Raw genomic sequence first — 22,189 nt, 5'->3', positions numbered from 1 at the left:
GACAGCCCGGACCATCGAAATCTGACTCACCACGCAGTCGAACCAGACGGACGTTTCTGAAGACCGTGCCCGCAGCCGTGGCCGCGAGCCTGGCCGCGCCGGCCCTGGCGCAGCAGCCGCCGCAGCCCGATGCGCAGCTGCGCATTCCGAAGAGTGCCCTGGGCAGCGCCGAGCAGGTGGCGGGCCTCAAGTTCACCGATGCCGAGGAGGAGATGGCCCTGCGCGGGATCAACCGCAATCTCGACGCGTTCGAGACGCTGCGGAAGATGGACATCCCGCTCAGCACCGAGCCGGCCTTCACGTTTCATCCGTACCTGCCGGGCAAGCGCCCGAAGCCAGGCTCGAAGCCCCGGCCCCAGCCCATGGTGTCCCGGCCCGCGAAGATTGTGGTCAGCCCTTCCCTCGAGGACCTCGCGTTCGAGCCGGTCACGTCGCTTTCGCGCCTGATCGAATCGCGACAGGTCAGCGCGACGGCGCTCACGAAGATGTATCTGGGCCGGCTCAAAAAGTACGGCGAGACGCTGAAGTGCGTGATCACGCTCACCGAGGATCTGGCGCTGGCGCAGGCCGCGCAGGCCGACAGAGACATTCGCGCCGGCCGCTACAAGGGCCCCCTGCACGGGATTCCGTGGGGCGCGAAGGATCTGTTCGCGACCAAGGGTATTCGGACGACGTGGGGCGCCAAGCCGTACGAGAACCAGGTGATTGACGTCGACGCCACCGTCGTCGAGCGGCTGCGCGATGCGGGAGCCGTGCTCGTGGCCAAGCTGTCGATGGGCGCGCTCGCGCAAGGTGGCGAATGGTTCGGCGGATCGACGCACACGCCGTGGAACATCCAGCGCAGTTCCTCGGGGTCGTCCGCCGGCCCGGCCGCGGCCACGGCCGCGGGCCTGGTCGGCTTCGCGCTCGGCACCGAGACCCTGGGCTCGATCATCTCGCCGTCCACGGCGTGCGGCGTCACGGGCCTGCGGCCCACCTACGGCCGCACCAGCCGCTACGGCGCGATGGCGCTCAGCTGGACGATGGACAAGATCGGTCCGATGTGCCGGACGGTGGAGGACTGCGTGCTGGTGTTCAACGCCATCCACGGTCCCGACGGGCGCGACGAGTCCGTGGTCGACGCGGCGTTCGACTGGCAGCCCGCGCGCCCGCTCTCCTCGATGCGCATCGGGTACGTCCAGAGCGAGTTCGAGGTCGAACCCCCGGCCACGATGTCCGAGGACCGCAAGAAGACGTTCCTGCAGCAGAAGCAGTTGATGATCGACGCGCTCGATGCGCTGCGACAAGCGGGCGCGAAGCTGGAGCCGATCGCCCTGCCAGACTTTCCCGTGCAGGCCATTCGATTCATTCTCAGCTGCGAAGCGGCCGCCGCCTTCGACGACTTGACCCGGTCGAAGGGCATCGATCAACTGACAGCCCAGGGGGCCGGCGACTGGCCCAATCAGTTCCGGACGTACCGATTCGTGCCGGCGGTCGAGTACATCCGCGCGATGCGGGCGCGCACACTGCTGATGCGCCAGATGGACGCGCTGATGTCCACGTACGACGTGTTCGTCTCGACCACGCGGAGCGCGAGCCTGACGTCGACGAATCTGACCGGACATCCGGCACTTGCGATGAAGGCGGGCTTCATCGACGGCATGCCGGTCTCGCTGATGATCACGGGCCGGCTGTACGACGAAGCCGCGGTGCTTCGCGTGGCGCTGGCCTACGAGCGCGCCACGAAGTGGCACACCATGCACCCGAAGCTGGCGTGATCAGGGTTCACACGGTTTCCGGAGTCGGAGATAATCTCAGGCACACGGCACACGCCCCCAGAGGTCAGGAGCACGGATGAAATCGAAGCTGACGATTCTCGCCCTCGTGTTGATCGCCACCGCCGTCGGCATGGTGGCCCAGGAACGCGAAGATCGCACGCTGCTCTCGGCAGCCGAGATGCGCGCCATCATCAACGAAGCCTCGGGAGAGCGCGCGCTGCACCACGTGATCGAGATGGTGCCCTACCCGCGCGTGCGTCCTAAGAGCGAGTACGTAGGGCATTTTCGCGAGTCCGACGTCGTGGCGACATTTGCCAAGGAGTACGGATTCAGCAACGTCGAGATCGAGTCGTTTCCCGCGCCGGGCACGGCCTACCAGCCGTCGCAGGGTGAACTCTGGATGGTCGAACCTCAGATGGACAAGCTGTACGACATCTACGACACCGCGGTCTCGCTGGCGGCGGGCAGCGATTCGGGCGATGTGACGGCCGAACTGGTCGACGTGGGCGCGGGCGGGCGGCCCGAGGACTACGCACGCAAGGACGTAGCCGGCAGGATCGTGCTGGGATCGGCGGGCACCAGCGCACTCCAGCGCCTGGCGGTCTTCGAGCGCGGCGCGATCGGCGTGCTCAGCTACAACGACCTGCGCGCCGACGATCTTCCCGATCAGCTCATGTCCCAGAGTGTCTCGGCGTCGGCTCCACAGGGCAAGAAGCCCGGATTCGGCTGGTCCATCTCACCGCGCGTCGGCCGCGATCTCGCCGCCCACCTGGCGCGCGGCGAGAAGGTCAGGCTGCGCTCCGTCGTCAAGGCCGAGACGTTTCCCGGCGAGATGGAAATGGTCCACGCGACGATTCCCGGCGACGGCTCCACCGATCAGGCGATCGCGCTTTCCGCGCACCTCTACGAGGGCGTTCTCAAACAGGGCGCCAACGACGACAGCTCAGGCTGCGCGCTGATTCTCGAGATGGGGCGCGCCTACATGCGCCTGGTGGCCGAAGGCAAGCTGCCGAAACCGACGCGCACGATTCACTTCCTGTTCGTGCCGGAAATCAGCGGAACCACGGCCTGGCTCCGGGCGCACGACGACGTGCGAAAGACGCTCATTGCGGATCTGAATTTCGACATGGAAGGCCTGACGCTCAAGCTGAGCGGCAGCGCCTGGGTGATGCACCGCACGCCGGACAGCTTTCCGACGTTCCTGAACGATGTCGGGGCGAGTGTCCTCGAGTACGTCGCCAACCTCAACCGGGAGCGGGTGCGCTACCGTTCGGTCGGCTACGGCTTTACGCTCCCGGTGGTCGCGCAAAGCGGCACGCGGGATCCCTTCTTCGTGATCGTCGACAAGCACTACGGCGCGAGCGACCACGTGGTCTACCTGGGCCAGGGCATCCCGTCGCTGATGTTCATCACATGGCCGGATCACTACTATCACTCGTCGCAGGACACGCCAGACAAGCTGGATCCGACGCAGTTGAAGCGGGCGGCGGTCGTGGGGATCGGCTGTATGAGCCTGCTGGCCTCAGCCGGCGATAACGCGGGGATGAAGGTGGCGGCCGAGGCGCTTGCGCGCGGCAGTGAGCGGATGGGTGAAGCGCAGCGCAAGGGGTTGAGCTATCTGGCGGATCTCTCGTTTGGCCTGTCGCTGCCGGACGCGCTCAAGGAAGCGCGTGCGGCGGTCCGTCACCAGACCAACGTGGAAAAGGCCGTGGTCCGGTCGGCGGCGGTTCTCTTCGACAATCCGGCGGGTGCGGAAAAGAAGCTCGCGGGATTCGACGCGCTGGTCGATCAGCGCGCCGGGGCGCTCCAGAACGAAATCACGGCATTCTTCAAGCTGCGCGCCGAATTGTTGAAGGTGCCCGCCGTCGAACCGGCGGCGACCGACCTTGAGAAGCTCGCCGCGCGGACGACGGTCGAGCAGGTGCCGCCGCCGGCCGGAGCAGCCGCACAGGGCGGTCGAGGCGGCGCGGCGATGCAGAACGTGCCAGCCGCCGATCGCGCAGCTGTCCAGGCGGCCCGCGCGAAGATCCCGGGCCACATGACGTCTGAGCTGGGTACAATTCTTCGCCAGAAGAGGACCGTGATCGAGATTCGCGACTTCATCTCCGGCGAATTCGAACCCGTGCCCCTCGCCGACGTGTTTGACTACCTGAAGGCCACCGAGAAAATGGGCCAGATCAAGCTCGTGGAACAACCCGAAACGCCGGCCAAGGGCAAGGCACCGGCCGTCAAGAAGCACTGACATGGCCAAGCTGGTGCAGGAACACACCACGTACTACACCTATCTCGACACCCCGGTGGGCACGCTGATGCTCGCCGGGTGTCGCGACCACGGTCTCCGCTACGTCAGCTTCCAGCGCGGGAAGGGGGCCAAGGCGCCCGAATCGCAGTGGCAGCGGTCGGATGCGCCGTTTCGTGACGCCATCCGGCAGCTCAAGGAGTACTTCTGCGGCAAACGCGTCACGTTCGACCTGAAGCTGAACGCCAAGGGCACGCCGTTCCAGATCAAGGTATGGCGAGCGCTCGCGGAGATACCCTACGGAGCCACCCGCTCGTACGCGCAGATCGCGCGACGGGTCGGCCGCCCGCTCGCCGTGCGCGCGGTGGGGCTGGCCAACGGACGCAACCCTCTGCCCATCATCGTGCCATGCCATCGGGTCATCGGCAGTGACGGCCAGCTGGTCGGCTACGGCGGTGGACTGTCCACCAAGCAGGCCCTGCTCCAGCTGGAAGGCGTCGGGCTGACGGCCGACGGGTTCATCACGCCCCCTCCTCGTCGCCGGCGAGCATGACACGCGTCCTCACGATCGGGCTCGTCGCGGCGGTCGCGGCCTCGGTCTTCGAGGTAGACTGACGGTAGCGGTCACGCGAGCCGGTTCCAGAGGACTCGCGGGGCCGTTACCAGCACGGGAGGGATCGGATGCCGGACCAGACCCAGGGTCAGTACGACGTGCAGCGCTTCAAGGACCTGATTCACGAGATTCCGTTCGCGATGTTTACGACTGTTACCGCCGGCGGCGGGCTGCGGAGCCGGCCGATGGTGGCGATCGGCGACGCGTTCGACGGATCTTTGTGGTTCTTCTCTCGCGCGACCTCACCGGTCGCCCAGGAGATCGACGGCAACAGTCACGTCAACGTCACCTACGTCTCGGCGCCCGAGGATCGGTTCGTCACGGTATCGGGCAACGCGGTGATGGTGCGTGACGTGGCCAGAGCCCGGCAGATGTGGAACCCGACGTTTGCCAAGTGGTTCACGGGCGGTGCCGACGACGCCGAACTGTCGATGATCAAGGTTGTTCCGACCGTCGTCGAGTACTGGGATCGCAAGGCCGGACGGATGCAACAGCTCTAGATGAGCCCGAGACACACTCATAGCGTCAGGACGGCGTGCCCGCTCGACTGCCCCGACTCGTGCAGCATGACTGCGACGATCGAGGATGGCCGGCTCAGCAAGCTCGACGGCAGTCACGAACACCCGGTGACGCACGGCTTCATCTGCGCCAAAGTCCGCCAGTTTGCCAGCCGCGTCTACGGCCGGGATCGCCTGCTGCGGCCGGGGATTCGCACGGGCCCGAAGGGTGCTGGTCAGTTCCGGTGGGTCGAGTGGGACGAAGCCCTGGAGCACGTCGCGCAGAAGATGATCGAGGCCAGAGATCGGCATGGCGCCGAGTCGGTCCTGCCGTTCTACTACGGAGGGTCGAACGGGCTCGTGACGCAGGATACGACCGACATGCGGCTGTTCCGGCGCTTTGGTGCCTCGCGCCTCGACCGCACGGTCTGCGCGTCGACCACGGGCGCGGCCAACCAGGCGCTCTACGGCAAGATGCCGTCGGTGACCTACGCGGACTACGCTCATGCCCGCCTCATTGTCGTGTGGGGCGCGAACCCGTCTGCGTCCGCCATTCACCTGGTTCCCCACATCCGGGAGGCACAGCGCAACGGCGCCGGGCTGGTCGTGATCGATCCCCGCAACACCCAACTGGCGCGCCTCTCCGATCTGCACCTGCCGGTCCGGCCAGGCACCGATGTCGCGGTCGCGCTGGCGCTGCATCGGTACCTGTTTGAAGGCGGCCTTGCCGACACGGCGTTCCTCGATGAACACGCCACCGGGGTCGACCGCCTGAGGGAACGGGCGGCGCCGTGGACGTTGCAGCGTGCCGCAGAGGTCGCGGGCGTGCCGGCCAATGACCTGCGTCGCTTCGCCGCGATGTATGCCGAATCGTCGCCGGCCCTGATTCGGTGCGGCTGGGGCCTCGAGCGGAACAGGAATGGCGGCAACGCCGCGATGGCGATTCTCGCGTTGCCGGCCGTGGCAGGAAAGTTCGGCGTGCGCGGCGGCGGCTACTCGATGAGCAATTCGGGCTCGTGGGGACTGACCAACACCTGGATTGGGGCGGATGCGCCGTCCACCCGCGTCATCAACATGAACCACCTCGGGCGCGTCCTTACCGACAGTCCTCAACCGCCGGTGACGGTGTTGTTCGTCTACAACTGCAACCCGCTGGCGACCATGCCCGACCAGAATCGCGTGCGGCGCGGACTGCTGCGCGACGATCTGACGACGGTCGTCTTCGACCAGGTGATGACCGACTCGGCGATGTACGCGGATGTCGTGCTGCCAGCCACCACGTTTCTCGAAGCCTACGATCTGGCGAGGGCGTATGGCCCGATCAACCTGCAGATGACGCAGCCTGTCATCGATGCGGTCGGCGACGCCCGTCCGAACGTCGAGGTCTTTGCTGATCTGGAACAACGCCTGGGTCTGTCGCAGGAGGGCGACCCGGTCACCGACGTCGAGATGATGATGAAGATTCTCGACGAACTTCCCGAGTCGATCAGCGGCGCGCTGAAGCATCAGGGACAGCCGGTGCCACCGTGCGGTTTCGCGCCGGTGCAGTTTGTCGACGTTTTCCCGCGCACACCCGACGCCAGGATCGACCTGTTTCCGGAGCGACTGGATCGCGAAGCGCCGCTCGGGCTCTACGCCTATCAGGACGATCCCGTGACCGACCCGTTTCCGCTCGCGATGATTTCGCCGTCGACCGAGAAGACGATCAGTTCGACGCTCGGTGAGCTGAACGATCGCCCTGCCGAGCTCTCGCTCCATCCAGAAGATGCGCGGCACCGGGAGATCGCGGACGGGGACAGGATTCGCGTGTTCAACGCCCTCGGCGAAGTGCGCTGCCTCGTCAGCGTTTCGCCGATTGTCCGGCCCGGCACCGTGTCACTTCCCAAGGGGCTGTGGAGCCGGAGCACGGAGAACGGGTCCACCGCCAACGCCCTGTCGCCAGACACGTTGTCGGATATCGGCGGGGGCGCTTGCTTCAACGATGCACGGGTGCAAGTGGAGAAGCTCGGGGAAATGTGAGGAGAGATATGAGCCGGACGGTCACATGCGTCAAGTTGGGGAAGCCACTGCCTGGCCTGGATGCGGCCCCGTGGCCTGGTGAGCTTGGCCAGCGCATCTTCGAGAACGTGTCGGCCGAAGCCTGGAAGATGTGGGAAGAGCGGATGAAGATGATCCTCAACGAGTACCGGCTGCTGCCGTTTCAAAAGGAAGCGCAGGAACTGGTGGCGAGGCAGATGGAGGAGTTCTTCTTCGGAGACAACTCTGCCCTGCCGCCAGAGTACGTGCCCCAGCGGCAGAAATAGAGCGTCGACCAGCCCTTCGACTCGCGAACTGACATACGGCTCGCTCAGGACACGCGCGCGATCATCCGCTTGGCGCCAGCGGCAGCTCGCGATCGATGTCAAAGTGCAGTCTGCCGTGCGCCGCTCGCAGCGCGGCCACGACGTCCTCGCCGAGGCCGGCCGTCGCAAACATGAAGCCCAGGTAGCTCGCGCCTTCCGGCAGCGGCACCAGGCGCTGGCCGGGCTTGGCCGTGATGATGACGTCTTCCACAAGCGCGACGGCACGAGCCTCAGCGACGCCTCTCACGCCACGGTACACGCCGGCGTTCGGAATGGGCATCATCATCACGCCCGACGCGCAGGCTTCCCGACGGCAGCCTCGGACATCTTCACCAAGCGCGTGACGCAGCAGCAACTCTTCCAGCGATATCGTGTGACCCTCTGTCTGCCTGCCCTGAGCAAGCAGTCCAGTCTCTCGCGAGCCGATGGGTCCTGAGCGCGTTCCGGGATCGATCCCGGCTCGAGGGACATCGAATCGCAGCGCCCGTGCGCACAGTCCGCCAATCGGGCGTGCCGCCACCTCGAGGACGAAGACGCCATCCGCGTTCGCACGGCATTCCGCGTGCACCGGCCCGTGCGACAGTCCGATCGCAGCGGTAGCCGCGGCGACCGCCGTGAGGACGGCTTCCTGGATGGCGGCGTCGTGGGCGGACGGAGTTACATAGATCGTCTCTTCGAAGAAGGGGCCATCCAGCGGATCGGGTTTGTCGAAGAGCGCAAGCGCCTCAAACACCCCATGATGCATCAGGCCTTCAACAGCGAACTCCACCCCAGGGATATAGCCTTCGATCAGCACCTGCCGAAGCGCCGGATCCTTCATCGTCTTGATGTCTGGCGCCCGCAGAATCTGACGTACTCTTCGGAACGCGGTGGAAAAGGCGTGCGGGTTGTCCACGCGAATCACACCCCGGCTGCCCGAGAGCGCGAGCGGCTTGATGACCGACGGGTACGGCACGCGCGACGCCAGTCGATCGTGGTCGTCATCAATGTCGGCCGCCGCAAACCACGGCACGCGCAGACCTGCTGCCATCAGGGCATTGCGGCTGTCGAGCTTGTTTCGGCTGGTTCTCGCGGCGGCAGGCGAATGGAACGGCAGGTGCAACAGTTCCGCCGCGCGGGCGGCCAGCACCGTGGGCTGGTCGCCAAGAGCGAGGATGCCAGAGATGGGGCCATCCTGCGACGCCGACGCGATGGCCGCGACCGAGCGGGGGTCGTCGTAGAACCGAACCGCCAGCGAGTGATCGCCCCACGGGTCCTCGAGCCCACGGCATCGGTCGAGCCCGAATATCAGCTCGACACCCAACGCCGACGCGGCGTCGCCGAACGAGCGTGTCTGATAGCCGGTCGTTGTTGCAAGCAGCAAGACCCGTTTCATCCGTAACCCATCAAAGAAGAGCCACCTGCCCTTCGGTGGGTTCCGCTCAACAGTACCAGGGCTCGTTGAGGTACGGCACCGAGGTTCGTCGATAGTCCCCATCCAGCGTAACTGGCGCTCGGCCGGCGTCCGGATCCGCGTTGGCGAATTCGCAGGCCAGCCGCCAGACGCGGTCGAACACCTCGCCTCTGCCAGCCCCGGCATGGCATCCGACGGTTGCGATGATCACTTTCTGCAGCGCGTCGACGCGGGCGTCGCGGTGGGCCCACGGGTACGCGAGCGCCACGGGATCGAACGGTCCCACGAGCGTGCGGATGTCGGGCAGGTCGAGGAGTCGTGATCCGTTCGAAACGAGCAGGCGGATACCGAGCTGAATCGGCGCCACGTGCTCGACCAGATCAAGACGCCGTATGGCCGACAGCAGCTCTATGTATCCGTCCAGCGACGTCCACGGCGTAAACGGCACAAACGTCGGCGCCAGTGCCAGTGCGTGCTGACGGCACAGGGACACCGTGCGCTCGACGTCGGCAGCTGTGTGCCCTTTGTCCAGCGTGGCGAGGATCCCGTCGTCGATCGACTCGACCGCCGTCGTCACAAACAGACAGCCCGTGTCTCGCAGCAGCCCGAGCAGTGACTGGTGCCGCAGCAGATGAGAAATCTTGATCGTGACGTCGTAGGTCAGGTGAGGAAACTCATCGTGCAACGCCGTGACGGTACGCCGAGCGTGCGCCGGCCCGTTGAAGAAATCGGGGTCCCCGAAGGTGATGTGCGCCGCGCCGGAAGCCACCTGATTCCGGATGTCGGCGAGCACCACCCCGGTGGGCACCGTGCGAATCTGTCCGCGGTACACCGGCACCACCGGGCAGTGGCGGCAGAAATACTTGCAACCCCGGCTGGCCTCGGTGTACCCGGCGACAACAGACGAATCATCGCGCTGCAACGACGCATAGCAGGACGGCCCAGGGAGGCCGGCTCGATCAGGCACGAGAAAATTGAGCCGTGCGATCGGTCGCGCCAGGCTGCGACAGTCAGGCGCCGGGCCTGCCGTAGCGTCTGTCGCGCCCTCGACGCGTTCCGTCCCGTGGTTTCCACGCGCGTACTCGACCAGGTCCGCTTCGACTTCCGCCCCGTACGTCGCGTCGATGCCATGCGCGCGCAACAGCCCCGCATTGGGCGGCGCGTACAGCCCAAACGCGCACAGTCGTGCTCCCGGATTGAGTGCTCGGACGCGATCGATGACCGGCAGCGCAAGTCGCGTGGCCGTGTGCATGGGGAGGTAGAACGCAACCACGTCCGCGCCACGCGCGACGTCCTCGTCGAGTCGCTGGCGCGACAGATCCTGCACGACGACCTCTGCGCCGGCCTGCCTCAACCACGCCGCAGGCGAGGCGAGACCGAAGGGCTGGCGCCCGAGTTCATACGTCGAGAGCAGGACGACCCGCATCCTGTGATTGTGTCACAGCGGCAGAGGAAGCGGAGTCAGGCCAGGGCGCGGCCCTTGGTCTCCGGGATCCAGATCCAGGCGACTGCCGCGAGCACGAAGGCCACGGCAGCGACGGAAAACGCGACGCCGAATCCACGGCCCGCAGCAAGGGACCCGACCGCGTACGGCGCCACGGCGCTGCCCAGGCGCCCGATGTTATAGGTGAAGCCCTGGGCGGTTGCGCGAATCTCGGTCGGATAGATCTCGGCGGTGACGGCCCCGAACCCGGTGAAATAGCCCGTCGCAAAAAACGCCGTGACCGGGCCGAGCACGAGGAGCACCGCCGGCGTCCGCGTCACCGAGTAGCCGAGCAGCAGTACCGCAGCCATGAGCACGTAGATCACGTATGCACGCTTGCGTCCGATGGCATCGCTGATGAACCCGAACGACACGTAGCCGAACCACATCCCGACCTGCATCGCGATGATGAATCCGGACATCACGCGCGTGCTGAGGCCGATGCCGCCGTCCGCCACCGGAAGCGACAGGTATGCCGGGATCCATTGATTGAACCCCCACCACGCGAACATCGTGCAGGCGTTCATGAGCGTGACCGGCACCGTGAGGCGCAGCAGATCGCCCTTGAAGATGTCACTGAGACCCGCGCGCGAGGCGGCCGCGCGGCCTCGGCGCTCGTTCCACATGGCCGGTTCGGCAACCCGCTTCTGCACCCAGATGGTGAGCAGGGCGGGCAGCACACCGACGAAGAACACGGCTCGCCATCCCCAGATGGGCATCACGATGGCCACCACCAGGGCTGCGGCGGCGTAGCCAATCGCCCACGCGCTTTGCATGAAGCCGAGCGCCTTGCCTCGATACTCGGCAGGCCAGGTTTCCGACACCAGCGCGGCGCCGCTCGCCCATTCGCCGCCCATCCCGAGGCCGAGGCAGATGCGGAAGACGGCCAACTGCATCACCGTCTGCGAGAAACCGCACATGGCGGTGAACACGGAATAGATGAGGATGCTGGCAATCAGGGACCGTGTCCGCCCGTATCGATCGGCGACAATGCCGAACACCAGCCCCCCGACTGCGGAGGCCACCAGCGTGATCGAGCCCAGCAGGCCCGCGGTGTCCTTGCTGATGCCGAGGTCCTTGATGAGGGTCGCCAGCACAAGCGCATAGAGCATCACGTCGAAGCTGTCGAGCATCCAGCCCAGGCCGCCCGCAACCAGTGCCCGCCGCCCTTCGGGTGTGCCGGCCCGCCACCATCCGAACCAGCCGGACGCGTCAACCGCTGTCGTCATTGATCCCTCCCCAGTCCCGTCTGTTCGAGCGCGTCGGCCAGTTCGCCGAACCCGTCGGCGGCCAATTCGCTTCCAGCGTCCTCGTCGTACACGTCCTCAACCGGTCCTGCCGGCCTGGCCCGTTCCGGCGTCACCAGCGCATCGAGCACAGCTTCCATCTCGAGCAACCGCGCGCAGGCCTGGTCGAGATCGACGGCGCCGAAGCGGACGCGGTCGCCGGGCGCAGCCTGTGCGAGCCGCCAGACGTCCGCCGAAATGACTGTCGCAATCTTCGTGTAACCGCCGGTCGTGCCCCGATCCGCCATCAGGACAATCGGCATGCCGTCGCCGCTGACCTGCACGATGCCAAGCGTTGTGCCGTCGGACACGATGTCGGCGTTCGTGCGATGGGCGACGCGGGGGCCGTCGAACCGGCAGCCAATGCGGTCCGACTGCGGCGTCATCGTGTATTCGGCCGTGAGGAACGTCAACTGTCCCTCCTCGGAAAACGCCTCATCCTGCGGACCAAGGACGACACGCACGTGATGGCTGTGGCCGTAGGATGGAATGGCCGAAGTTCGCATCGCACGCCTGAGAGCGCCTTTCCCAGGCGGTTGCTCGCCAAGCGGCAGCGTGTCTCCCGCACGCAGCGGCCGCCCGTCGAATCCGCCGAGCCCGGTCCGGGTGGAGGTCGAGCGGCTGCCAAGCACGACTGGCACATCGATCCCGCCGTCCACGGCGAGGTAGGCCCGCATGCCGTCGCGCTGGCCAGAAAACGACAGCACCGATCCCGCGCGAACGGCAACCGTGCGCCACGTCTGAATCGGTCGTCCATCCACGCATGCGCCGAGATCAGCACCCGTCACCGCCACGCGGGCCGCTTGAGCAAACCGCACCTCTGGACCGAGCATCGTGACTTCAAGGCCGGCGGCGGTGTCGGCGTTCCCCACGAGCCGATTAGCCGCGCGAAGCGCGAAGCTGTCCATCGCGCCGGACACCGCCACGCCGAACCGCTGGTACTGGTCGCGCCCGAGATCCTGGACCGTCGTAAAGAAGCCCCCCTCGAGCACCTCAATCGTCCGCATACGCTCTTCACTCACGGTGTCGCACCGTTGGCGTCCATGTACCAGCCGCAATCTGCCGGGCGATGGCTTGCGTCTGCTCGCTTGTCGCCGGCACGAACCGAATGTAGTCTCCCGCCTCGAACAACACCGGCGGATCGTTGGCCGCGTCGAAAATGCGTACCGGGGTCCAGCCGATCAGCCGCCACCCGCCAGGTGTCTCGGTTGGATAGATGCCCGTCTGTTCCTGCGCAATCCCAACCGATCCGGTGGGCACTTTCGTACGCGGGCTCGGAAGCCGCGGCATCGCGATCCGTGGCGACAGGCCTCCCAGATACGGGAAGCCCGCCATGAACCCCATCATGTAGACCAGGTACTCCCGTCCGCAGTGCAGCGCGACGACCTCGTCGGCGGCAATTCCCGCCCAAGCGGCCACATCTTCGAGATCCGGGCCGTAGCGGCCGCCATAGACGGTGGGAATGTCGAACACACGAGACGGAGGCAGCGTGACGTCGGCCAGGTGCTGCTCCGCGTCGAGCACGATGGCGTCCACGTGGGCTCGTGGCAGCCGCAGCGGGTCGTAGTGCACCATCAGCGATCGATACGTGGACACGATCTCGATGATGCCCGACTCGTGGCGCAGCGAGAGGGCGGCGGCAAGCCGTCGGACGCGGAGACTGGTGGCTTCGTCGATGGAGTCGCCGTACTCGATGACCACGGCGCGATCGCCGGCGGTGAGGAACCTGGGGCCGTCGTACATGAGCTAAGCGGCGAGCAGACGGCCCAGGGGCAGGAGTTCCACCCCGGCGCGCTCGAACGCCTCTCTGAGCGCGGCGGCCAGGTGCACGGCCCCGGGGGTGTCGCCGTGCAGGCAGATCGTGTCGGCCTGCAGTTCGATGACTTCGCCGGTGATGGCGACCACCTTGCCTTCTGTCACCAGGCGCAGGCTGCGGTCGATCACTTCGTGGGCGTCGTGCAGGACCGAACCCGGCTTCGACCGCGGGACCAGCGTGCCATCGGCATTGAAGGCGCGATCAGCGAAGACCTCGCGGGCGGCTCGCAGCCCCAGGCGTTGGGCGAGCCCAATCCATCGCGATCCGGACAACACCACCAGAATCATGCGCGGATCGACTTCGACGACCGCCTGGCAGATCGCGGTCGCCAGCGCATCGTTCTCGACGGCCATGTTGTAGAGCGCGCCGTGCGGCTTGACGTGCTGCAGGCGCTTATCGCGCGTAAACGCGGTCAGCGCGCCAATCTGATAGACCAGGTCGTCGCGGACCTCACTCGGCGACGCGGCGAGGTTCCGCCGGCCAAACCCGCGCAGATCCGGAAAGCCGGGATGTGCGCCCACGCCGACACCATGCTGTTCGGCCACGTCGACCGTCCGCCGCATCCACGCCGGATCGCCGGCGTGGAACCCGCACGCGATGTTGGCCGAAGTGATCGACGCGATGATCTGGTCGTCGAGCCCGAGCGTGTAGGCGCCGAAGCTCTCGCCCATATCGCAGTTGAAATCGATGCGCGGACGGGTGGCTGCTGGTTCCATGGCGGTCCAAGGCTAGTGGTGCGTCTGCGGTCAAGTCAAGGCGACGATCGCGTGCGATCTCTACCTGGCGTCGGTCGGCGCGGCCTTTCTGGGGGCCCCCGCAACGGCAGGAGTCCGCCCAGGCATCACTGGCCTGACGCGCAGCACGGTCAGCGTCGAGCCATCGCGCTGCCCGGCCTCTTCGATGCGTTCGATCTTGTAGTGTCCGTCCTGCAGGTACGTCACGTGCGCCATCAGGAACGAGAAGCCGGCCTTGGTCACCAGGTTCAACCATGGGCCCTGGGCGGTTTCGTCCGGCGCTTCCGTCATCCCGCTGTTGAACGTGACCTGCGGGAACGAACCCATGGTTCCCCGGCGGCCTCCTCCCTGGGCGCTCTGACCAGCCTGGGGCGTGGCCGGCGCCCGGCGGCTTCCGCGCAACTCGCCCGATTCGGGATCGCTGAAGAAGATCGTCGTGTCCTTGTACACCTGAATGTTGTAGACGTGCGTGCCGAACCCGTTCGCCCAGCGCAGGTAGCGAGCCTGAGCGCGCAGATCCATGGCGCGCACGTCGGCATTGCCGCTCACATCCCGAACGACCGCTTCCCGCAGCGCGGCGGTCGCCTCCGGGATGTCGGGGTACCGCGGGTCGCGAAGGCCGCTGATCATCGTGTACCAGCCCCGCGACGTCCAGTACGCGCGGAACTGGGGCGACACGTAGCCGGAGAACTGCTGCACCCACTCGTGCGACGGGTATCCGTGGGGATTCAGGTAGATGTCGGGCAGCCACTCGCGCCAGATCTGGCCCTCCACCTCGGCTTCCGGCAGCAGGTTGTTCTGCCGCGACGTGACGTCCATGCCAAGCGCACTGTAGCGCCCGGCGTGCAACATGTGATTCGGAGTGAGCTTCTGCAGATCGAACGCGATTTGCGCGCCATCCGGATTCATCACCGGGTCCAGGATGACGTTCACCTTCTTGAGAATGTCCCGGTACTTGGGATCGGTCGCCAGCAGCTCAGCAAGCCGGAGGATGTGGCTCGTCGATGACACCTCGTTGGCATGCTGCCGCCCCATCATGAAGATCGTGGGCTTGTACGCCGTCAACTTCGTCACCGAGACCAGTTCGCTGGGCGTCGGCAGCGTGACTTCCATCACAGACATGTCGCGGCCCCGGTACGACTGGCCAACCCGATAGGCCTTCACTTCGGGGTAGGCCGAGAGCTTCTTGACGATGTCCTCGGCTTCGTCCGGACTGATGACATGGTCCCACGTGACCACGGGCAGCGCCGGCTTCTGCTGCGCCGTCCGGATGTTCGACGGCAGCGTCGATCCGGTGTTCTTGATGACGCGCCGAGTGCGGATCTCCTTGATTCCGATCGCTATCGCGACACCGTCCACGTGATCGAACGACAGCGCTTCGCGATACAAGCCAGCGGCGTGGAGACGCGCGAGACCGTCGAGCGCGTCAGCGGCGCGCGCCGCCTCCCGGTCGTTGCCGGCTTCGACCTGCAGCTCGATTTCGCTCACGCGATCGTTGCGGACGACGGCCCGTAGCGCCTGGGGCGCGGTCGTGTCGATCCGGCCGAGCGGGCGCGTCACCGACACCGGCTTCTCCCCGTCCTTCTCCTTATAGGTGACCTCGAGCCGCGGGGCGGTGGCCGCGTTGGCCGCGTAGAGAATTCGCGCCGAGCCGGGCTTGCCCGAACGGCTCGGATGGATGATGGGCAGGATCTTCCCCGGCGCCCCAATCCGCTGCCGCGTGATGGTCCGGCCCATGGCGCTGAAGAAGTCCAGCGTGACGAAGTAGAGATCCTCGTGGAGCGACTCGAGCGACGAAATCTGTTCTTCGTCGACACCAATCCGGAAGTCCGGCTCGCTCATCCACACTTCGATGTCGAGGTCGCGGAAGAAGGGTTGCTTGTCGGTGGTGGGCCGGCCGGCCGTCACCTTCATCACGTGGTCGTACACCTTCGGCAGAACCTTCGCCTGGTAGTAGTCCCACAACCGTTCGGGATCAGTCGCGATGCGCGCGTCGACGGCTGACTGGCCGTTCACCGTGGCCGAGATCCAGCCGGTGGTCACCTCGACGTTTGCCCAGCCCGGGAACTTGTCGAGGTACTCGCGTTCGACGAACTTCGGGTTGAACGTGCCGCGATACACGATCTTGCCGGCCCCATCTGCGACCTCGACCGCGTAGATATCCTTCTGGTCGTCGACCAGTTCCATCGTGAACGCGTCCTTCCGGATGCCGAGATCGCGTTCGAACACCTCGTCGACGGGAAACAGTTCCTGGAGCCAGCGGCTCGGCACCATGTAAAACTTGTACTTCTTGGTGAAGTCGGGCTTGTGGGTCAGCACCTTGATGTGAACCGAACGCCCGCCCTTGCCCTTCAGTTCGGGGATCACCTGTTCGGTCAGCCAGAGATAGCCCTGCTTGTAGGCCGAGAGCACCTTGACGCGAGGCTTGACCGCCCCAGCCTTGGTCAGCTCCGCTTGCGCCTGCTCCACGAGGGACTTGCGGATCTCGGGCGGCTCGCTGAGCCTGACCTCGAGGTCGACGGTCGAACCGGCCTTGACCTTGGGGAGCACGTCGGCCTTGAACTTCGCCCAGAACTCGTCGACCTCCCACGGAATCTCCGGCTTGTCCTCGAAGACCGGCACGGGATCGGTGACGCCCTGGCTGGTCACGTTCACCTTCGCTCCGGGGAGCGCCTGGGTCGCCTGGCCGGCCAGGTATTTCGCAAACGCGGCGTCGCCCTTCTCCAGGTACAGCTTGGCGTCCAGCGTTTCGACCTTCTTGCCCTTGAGACCGTCGAGAAGGGACCCGAGCTCCTGGACCGCCTGCGCAGCCTGCCCCGCGCCGCTCTTCCCGCCCAGAAAGCGAGTCGCTTCGGTGATCAGGTCATCGTAGGAAAACGCGCCGCGAGCGATGTCCCACAAGTACGGCGCCCGTCGCGCCAGATAGAGACTCGCGGCGTCGGTGCCGGCCTGATCGGCGCCGGCAACGACAGTCGCCGTTGCCACGCCGAAGGCGCGGGGCACGATCTGGATCGTGCCCTGGCCGGGCTGAAGGTCGTCGAGCCGCGCCCTGCCGATCTTCACGAGCTGCTGCACGTATGTGTTCGTGCGCCCGATCAGGATGGGACTCGGCTCGCGAGCGGGATCCCTGACCTTGTCGTCCGTCTTGGTGATTGGCAGACTGATGCCCGTTGATTCAAGGCCAAGGCGCGCCGCGATATGCGCCGCACCCAGTGAGTCCTGCGCGTTGCCGAGCACGAGCGTGGTTTCGGTCCGGTCGGGAATCAGATCGACGAACGCGTCTCCGAACCAGCCGTCATTCGAATACGTGTTTGACAGATCGAATAACTTGGCCGTCACCGGCACTGCCGCGACGCCACCGCCTGCCCCGCCGCCCTCTGGCGCGGCCGCCGCGCCGCTGGCAGCCCCGCTTCCCGATTGCGCGCTCGAGGTTCCAGTGGGCGCTGCGGCTCCGGCCGCTCCCGCGGCACCTCCACCTCCGGCTCCGCGCCCGCCGCCTGCGGAGGACGCGGCCGCGGGGTCAGGCATGAATTCCTCAGGATCGACCGGTGGGGTCAGCGTGCGGCCATTGAGGCCGGAGCGGCGCACGGAGGCCCGGCCCGCCGTCTTGCCATCGGCGACCACGGCGACAAGGGTGGTCGCCGCTTCGGCGAAGTTGAGCATGCCGGGCAGCTGCCCGCGCCGGTGCGCGAGATCGAGCGCCTCGAGCAGCTTGACCGCGCGCGCCGCGTCGGTCCCTTTGACGTGCAGGTTGACTGTGACCGAGGCGATGCCGCGCCGGTCGCTGTCAACCACCATCGCGACGACGGCCGCACGCGAGACGGCGAGGCCGCTGGCCTTCATGTACTGCGCCGCCTGCTGTTCAATGCCCGTCAGTGTCACCCCTGACATGGTCCACAGCCGAGGCAGCCGCGCCGCCAGTTCCACGGCAGCCGCCAGCGTTCCGGCGCCGTCGCCACCGACGATGATGATGCCGTCGTGGCCGCCGCCTGGGGACTGGACCACGCTGACCAGGCCCTGTCCGGGCTTGAGCGCCTTGAGGTCGATGGCGCCCGCCTCGGCCAGTTTCTTCACGAACGCGTTGTCGCGCCCGACGAAGATTGGAAGATCAATCGCGCTGGCGTCGGCGACTTGATCGTCCCGCACGACGAGCGGCAGCGTCATCGCCGTCGTCTCGAAACCAAGACGCCCCGCGATGTTGGTGGCGGCCTCGATATCCTCAATCGCGGGTGTTGCGGGCACGATCACCCGGGCCACGACGCTGTCGGCGAGGCCGTCTGCGTTCGTGTCGCGCACTGCCCCCCGCGCCAGGTCAAACAACGACCCCAGCCGTTCCAGTTCCGGGGCCCGCGCCCCCACGGCGGTCCTGCCGCGGACCTGGACGGCACCTGTGATGACGAGGGCGAGAACGCAACCAGCCGCCGCAATTCGCTTGAGCACCTTCGATCCTCCAGTGTCAGTCACACCTCTGCCAACCCGCGGGGCAGATCTCCACAACGGGAACGTTACTCCCGGAGTGAATTTCCGCACCGCGACTCTGGAGGACCATCACTCCGGGAGTGATCGTCCTCCAGAGTCTCTCTTACTCAGAACTGGTACCGCAACGCCAACTCCACCTGGCGTGACGGGGCATTGATATTCCCGGCCATCCCCGTGGGCTGGCCGAACAGCGCGGATGTGATGCTGCCGGTCGCCGTCCCGAAGTTCGCGCGGTTGAGGACGTTGAACAGCTGGGCGATCACCTCGACGCGGTGTGACGCACCGAACGTGAAGAACTTCGAGAGCCGAAGGTCGACGTTGGCGTATTGCGCGCACGAGATCGTGTCGGCCGACACGGCCGCAAGGCCCTTGGTCGCTCTGAACGCATTGATCGCGTCCAGGTTCAGCGAGCGACATCCGCTGCCCGGCAACACCCCCGCCGGCAGATCGCTGCTGTAGCCATCCCCGTTCAAGTCGTACGAGCTGCTTGGGCTGAACGGGAGGCTGCTGCGGAAATCACCAATGGCCGAGAGCTGCACGTCCAACGGTAGTTGAACGACGCCGCTGACCACCAGACGATGGCGGCGATCCGCCGAACCGGCTCGCGCCAGCTTCACGTAGCCGTAGCGATCAGCCAACGAGGACGTGCTGTTGATGTCCTCAGCCTTGCTGAGCGTATAGGACACCATGTACTGATAGCGGTGGTTCATCCGCTTGTCGACCTTGAGCAGGAACGCCTTGTACGTATTGTCCGCGGTCGGCACGCGATAATTGACGCGGTTGTACTGCGGGTACGGCTTGCTGGTCGTGACAAACGGCGTGGCGGGCAAGTTGGCGTCGATCGTCTCCTGATCCGAGTACCGGTAGACCATCAGCAGGTCGGCCGTAACGCCGATATCCCGGCCGAGCATCCGGGTAAAGCCCACGTCGAACTGATGGGCAAACGGGTTCGGCGTCTTGTTGTCGTAGACCGTGATGGTCGCAGGGGCGGTCGAGAGGAATGCGTCACGCGATTTGCCCTGGAAGGGGTCCGGGAATGACGGCTTCTGAATGTTGATCGTCTTGCCCTGCGGCCACGTCAACTCGCCGAAGTTGTTGAGCGTCCGCATGTTGTCATAGAACATGCCATACCCGGCATGGACGTTGGTCTCGCCGTTGCCCGTCGGGTCCCACGCGACTCCGACGCGGGGTCCGAAGTTGTTGAAGTCGCCGCGCTTCTGCCAGCCGTCCTGCCACGGGCTGATGGGAACGGTGTAGCCGAATCCCGGGCCGAGCTTGTCTGCGATCTTCCCCAGCAGGCCGGGCAGGTCTTCGTTGAACGACCCGATCTGCCTGTCGTAGCGGAGCCCGAGGTTGAAGGTCAAACCGTTCCTCGCGCTCCAATCGTCCTGCACATAGACGGAGATGTGCTTGGTGAGGATGTTGGCGTAGGTCGGCAGCGTGTTGGTATAGCTGGAAGGCCAGGTGGTCGAATCGTTCGGGTCGTAGACCTTGTCCTTCGGGAACGTCCAGCTGCCGTACGGCGATCCCATGTTGTCGGCTTCGAACGGGATCCAGCTGGCGTCGAAGCCGGCCTTCAACTGGTGCCGGCCACCCCCGCTGGCCAGCAGGTACGAAAAGTCGTCCTTGATCTCCCAGCGGGTCTCCGGTCCCATCTGCGCGTTGCCGCAGCCGCCGAACGTGATCGAGGGGTAGCTGTAAACGGGCGTGCAAAGCGGCAGGCGCGCGGTGAAGTCGGCCGGCGCCCAGCTGCCATGGCTGTAGGGCGGCGCCACCTCATACTTCGAAAACGCGTACTGGAAGCGGAAGTCGTTGAGCGCCCTCGCGCCCATGACCCAGGTGTGCCCGAGGACCGCCGAATCACGCGGTACTGCGAAGTCGTAAGCCGCGCTCGGCGTGGTCCGGCCGCCTGCCGTGATGATCGGCCGGTACTCGTTCTCCTGGGCCACCCGGAGGAACAGGCTCTGGGTCGAGCTGAGCTGGTGATCGATCTTGGCGGTGTAGGTCCAGCGGGTCTGCTTGCTCAGGTAGGAGCGATCCTCGCCGGGCCAGATCCCTCCCGTGTAGACCGTCATGTACTGCTTTTCCTGCGTGCCCTCGTACGCCACGAAGAAGTGGGTCTTGTTCTTGATGATCGGACCGCCGAACGTGCCGCCGTACTGGAACCGGCGAAAATCCGGCTTGCCGTTGGTGGACGTCACTTTCGGCCCGTTGGATCCGTCCTGCAGTTGCTCGAAGTAGGCAGTCGATGTGAGCGACTTGTCGCGAAAGAACACCAGGCCAGAGCCGTGCAGCTGATTGGTTCCCGACTTGGACACGACGGTGACCATGCCGCCGGTCGCGAGGCCGTACTCCGCCTTGTAGTTCGACGTGGATACCTTGAACTCGCGAATCGAGTCCATCGCGAAGTTCTGGCGCGGCTCGCCCATCTCGGCCCAGGTGTTGTTGACGCCGTCGACCACGAAGCCGTTTGAGTACTCGCGGGTCCCGGCTCCCACGTTGACGTTGCCCCGATAGAAGGTGCCGCGGATATTGTCCTGCGAGGTGCCGGGCGTCAGCATGGCCAGATCGATCCATCGGCGGGACGCAACCGGAAGAGACTGGATTTGCGCGTTTGACACGCTGGTCGACACGGTCGAAACGGTGGTGTCGACAATCGGTGACTCGGTGGTGACCGTCACAGACTCGGCAATCGAGGCGGGTTTGAGGGTGAAATCGATCGAGGCCGTCTGGTCGATCACCAGAAGGATGCCAGGCCGCGTTTCAGGATTGAACCCCTGCAGCTCGATTGCGACGGTGTACGTTCCCGGCGGGAGCGCCGGCAGCCGGTACTTGCCGGTCGCGTCCGAGGTCGCTGTCCGGACGAGACCCGTTTCCGTGTTCTTGGCCGTCACCGTGGCCCCGGGCACCACGCCGCCGCTCTGGTCCTTGGCCGAGCCGGTCACCTGAGCGTTCTGCGCCATCGCGTATTGAGGCCCGATTAGCAGGAATGCCGCGACCACGACGAGTACCCACGCCGACCTTCGCATACCATCCTCCTTCGTCCACGACCTTCGTGGACACGTCCCCCAAAGTTACCGTCTCGCGCAGCTGGCGGCCTCGACAGGCGAGCGTCATTCGACCGACCGCCGTAGATGTCACGCACGAGCCGGGCAGAGGCTGCCTCCGCAGTGCTCCGCCCGAATGACGAGACTGTTTGCTGTCCCTTGCCGGTGGTATTGCCGACGCCAAGATTAAGTCTTGCGTAGCAATTGTCAACAGTTATGTTTGGGGAATGCCTGATTCGTTGAACGGCCGGGCCGGCGCGCGACTACCTGATGAGCAGGATCGATCCAAGCGCGGCCAGCGCCATGGCGCCGAGTCCGATGCCCACCACGCGGCGGAACGGCGGACGGGAGATCACCAGCGCGAAGCCCAGGCCATCCCCACGCGCGTGGGGAAAACCCGGTCAAGGGCATCTCCTGCAATCTGCCGTGCGGACCATCCCCACGCGCGTGGGGAAAACGACCATGGACGTGATCTCCCTCGCCGCCGCCTCGGACCATCCCCA

14 protein-coding genes are annotated in these 22,189 nt (G+C 65.9%); 6 read left to right on the top strand and 8 right to left on the bottom strand.

Going from position 1 to position 22,189, the window contains the following annotated elements:
• Window positions 1–65: 65 nt before the first annotated feature.
• From NTV05_06490 to NTV05_06465, 6 genes are all read left to right on the top strand, one after another.
• Window positions 66–1,757 (top strand): amidase, encoded by a 1,692-nt coding sequence (locus tag NTV05_06490; GenBank protein ID MCX6544049.1) that lies wholly within the window; start codon window positions 66–68, stop codon window positions 1,755–1,757.
• A gap of 76 nt (window positions 1,758–1,833) precedes the next feature.
• Window positions 1,834–3,999, top strand: coding sequence for a M28 family peptidase (locus tag NTV05_06485; GenBank protein MCX6544048.1), 2,166 nt, complete (start codon window positions 1,834–1,836; stop codon window positions 3,997–3,999).
• A gap of 1 nt (window position 4,000) precedes the next feature.
• On the top strand, window positions 4,001–4,549 hold the full coding sequence (locus tag NTV05_06480; GenBank protein MCX6544047.1) for a methylated-DNA--[protein]-cysteine S-methyltransferase: 549 nt from the start codon (window positions 4,001–4,003) through the stop codon (window positions 4,547–4,549).
• A 128-nt stretch (window positions 4,550–4,677) separates the two neighbouring features.
• Window positions 4,678–5,109: a pyridoxamine 5'-phosphate oxidase family protein gene (locus tag NTV05_06475; GenBank protein MCX6544046.1), complete on the top strand. Its 432-nt coding sequence runs from the start codon at window positions 4,678–4,680 to the stop codon at window positions 5,107–5,109.
• Window positions 5,110–7,125 (top strand): molybdopterin-dependent oxidoreductase, encoded by a 2,016-nt coding sequence (locus NTV05_06470; GenBank protein MCX6544045.1) that lies wholly within the window; start codon window positions 5,110–5,112, stop codon window positions 7,123–7,125. It begins immediately after the preceding gene.
• 8 nt (window positions 7,126–7,133) lie between these two features.
• Window positions 7,134–7,409 carry an oxidative damage protection protein gene (locus NTV05_06465; GenBank protein MCX6544044.1) on the top strand — a complete coding sequence of 92 codons (276 nt, stop codon included), beginning with the start codon at window positions 7,134–7,136 and terminating at the stop codon, window positions 7,407–7,409.
• A 61-nt stretch (window positions 7,410–7,470) separates the two neighbouring features.
• Here the strand turns inward: NTV05_06465 and NTV05_06460 are convergent, their stop codons facing one another.
• The 8 genes from NTV05_06460 to NTV05_06425 form a co-directional block, all read right to left on the bottom strand.
• Entirely contained in the window at window positions 7,471–8,823 is a 1,353-nt protein-coding gene (locus NTV05_06460) for an ATP-grasp domain-containing protein (GenBank protein ID MCX6544043.1), read from the bottom strand.
• Between the two features lie 46 nt (window positions 8,824–8,869).
• Window positions 8,870–10,267, bottom strand: a complete 1,398-nt coding sequence (locus tag NTV05_06455) for a CUAEP/CCAEP-tail radical SAM protein (protein MCX6544042.1) — start codon at window positions 10,265–10,267, stop codon at window positions 8,870–8,872.
• 35 nt (window positions 10,268–10,302) lie between these two features.
• A complete protein-coding gene (locus tag NTV05_06450) occupies window positions 10,303–11,553 on the bottom strand; it encodes an MFS transporter (protein MCX6544041.1) in 1,251 nt (416 codons plus the stop codon).
• Window positions 11,550–12,617 carry a biotin-dependent carboxyltransferase family protein gene (locus tag NTV05_06445; protein MCX6544040.1) on the bottom strand — a complete coding sequence of 356 codons (1,068 nt, stop codon included), beginning with the start codon at window positions 12,615–12,617 and terminating at the stop codon, window positions 11,550–11,552. The genes NTV05_06450 and NTV05_06445 overlap by 4 nt, the downstream gene beginning before the upstream one ends.
• 7 nt (window positions 12,618–12,624) lie before the next feature.
• On the bottom strand, window positions 12,625–13,353 hold the full coding sequence (gene pxpB, locus NTV05_06440; GenBank protein MCX6544039.1) for a 5-oxoprolinase subunit PxpB: 729 nt from the start codon (window positions 13,351–13,353) through the stop codon (window positions 12,625–12,627).
• Window positions 13,354–13,356: 3 nt separating this feature from the next.
• Entirely contained in the window at window positions 13,357–14,142 is a 786-nt protein-coding gene (locus tag NTV05_06435) for a LamB/YcsF family protein (protein ID MCX6544038.1), read from the bottom strand.
• Between the two features lie 60 nt (window positions 14,143–14,202).
• A complete protein-coding gene (locus NTV05_06430; GenBank protein MCX6544037.1) occupies window positions 14,203–18,600 on the bottom strand; it encodes a M14 family zinc carboxypeptidase in 4,398 nt (1,465 codons plus the stop codon).
• Window positions 18,601–18,746: 146 nt separating this feature from the next.
• Entirely contained in the window at window positions 18,747–21,668 is a 2,922-nt protein-coding gene (locus NTV05_06425; GenBank protein ID MCX6544036.1) for a carboxypeptidase regulatory-like domain-containing protein, read from the bottom strand.
• Window positions 21,669–22,189 lie beyond the last annotated feature (521 nt).

This window comes from Acidobacteriota bacterium (assembly GCA_026393755.1).
In the GTDB taxonomy this organism is placed as follows: domain Bacteria; phylum Acidobacteriota; class Vicinamibacteria; order Vicinamibacterales; family JAKQTR01; genus JBAXOX01.
The sequence above is the reverse complement of the archived record's forward strand: the minus strand, read 5'-3'. Positions and strand labels throughout refer to the sequence as shown.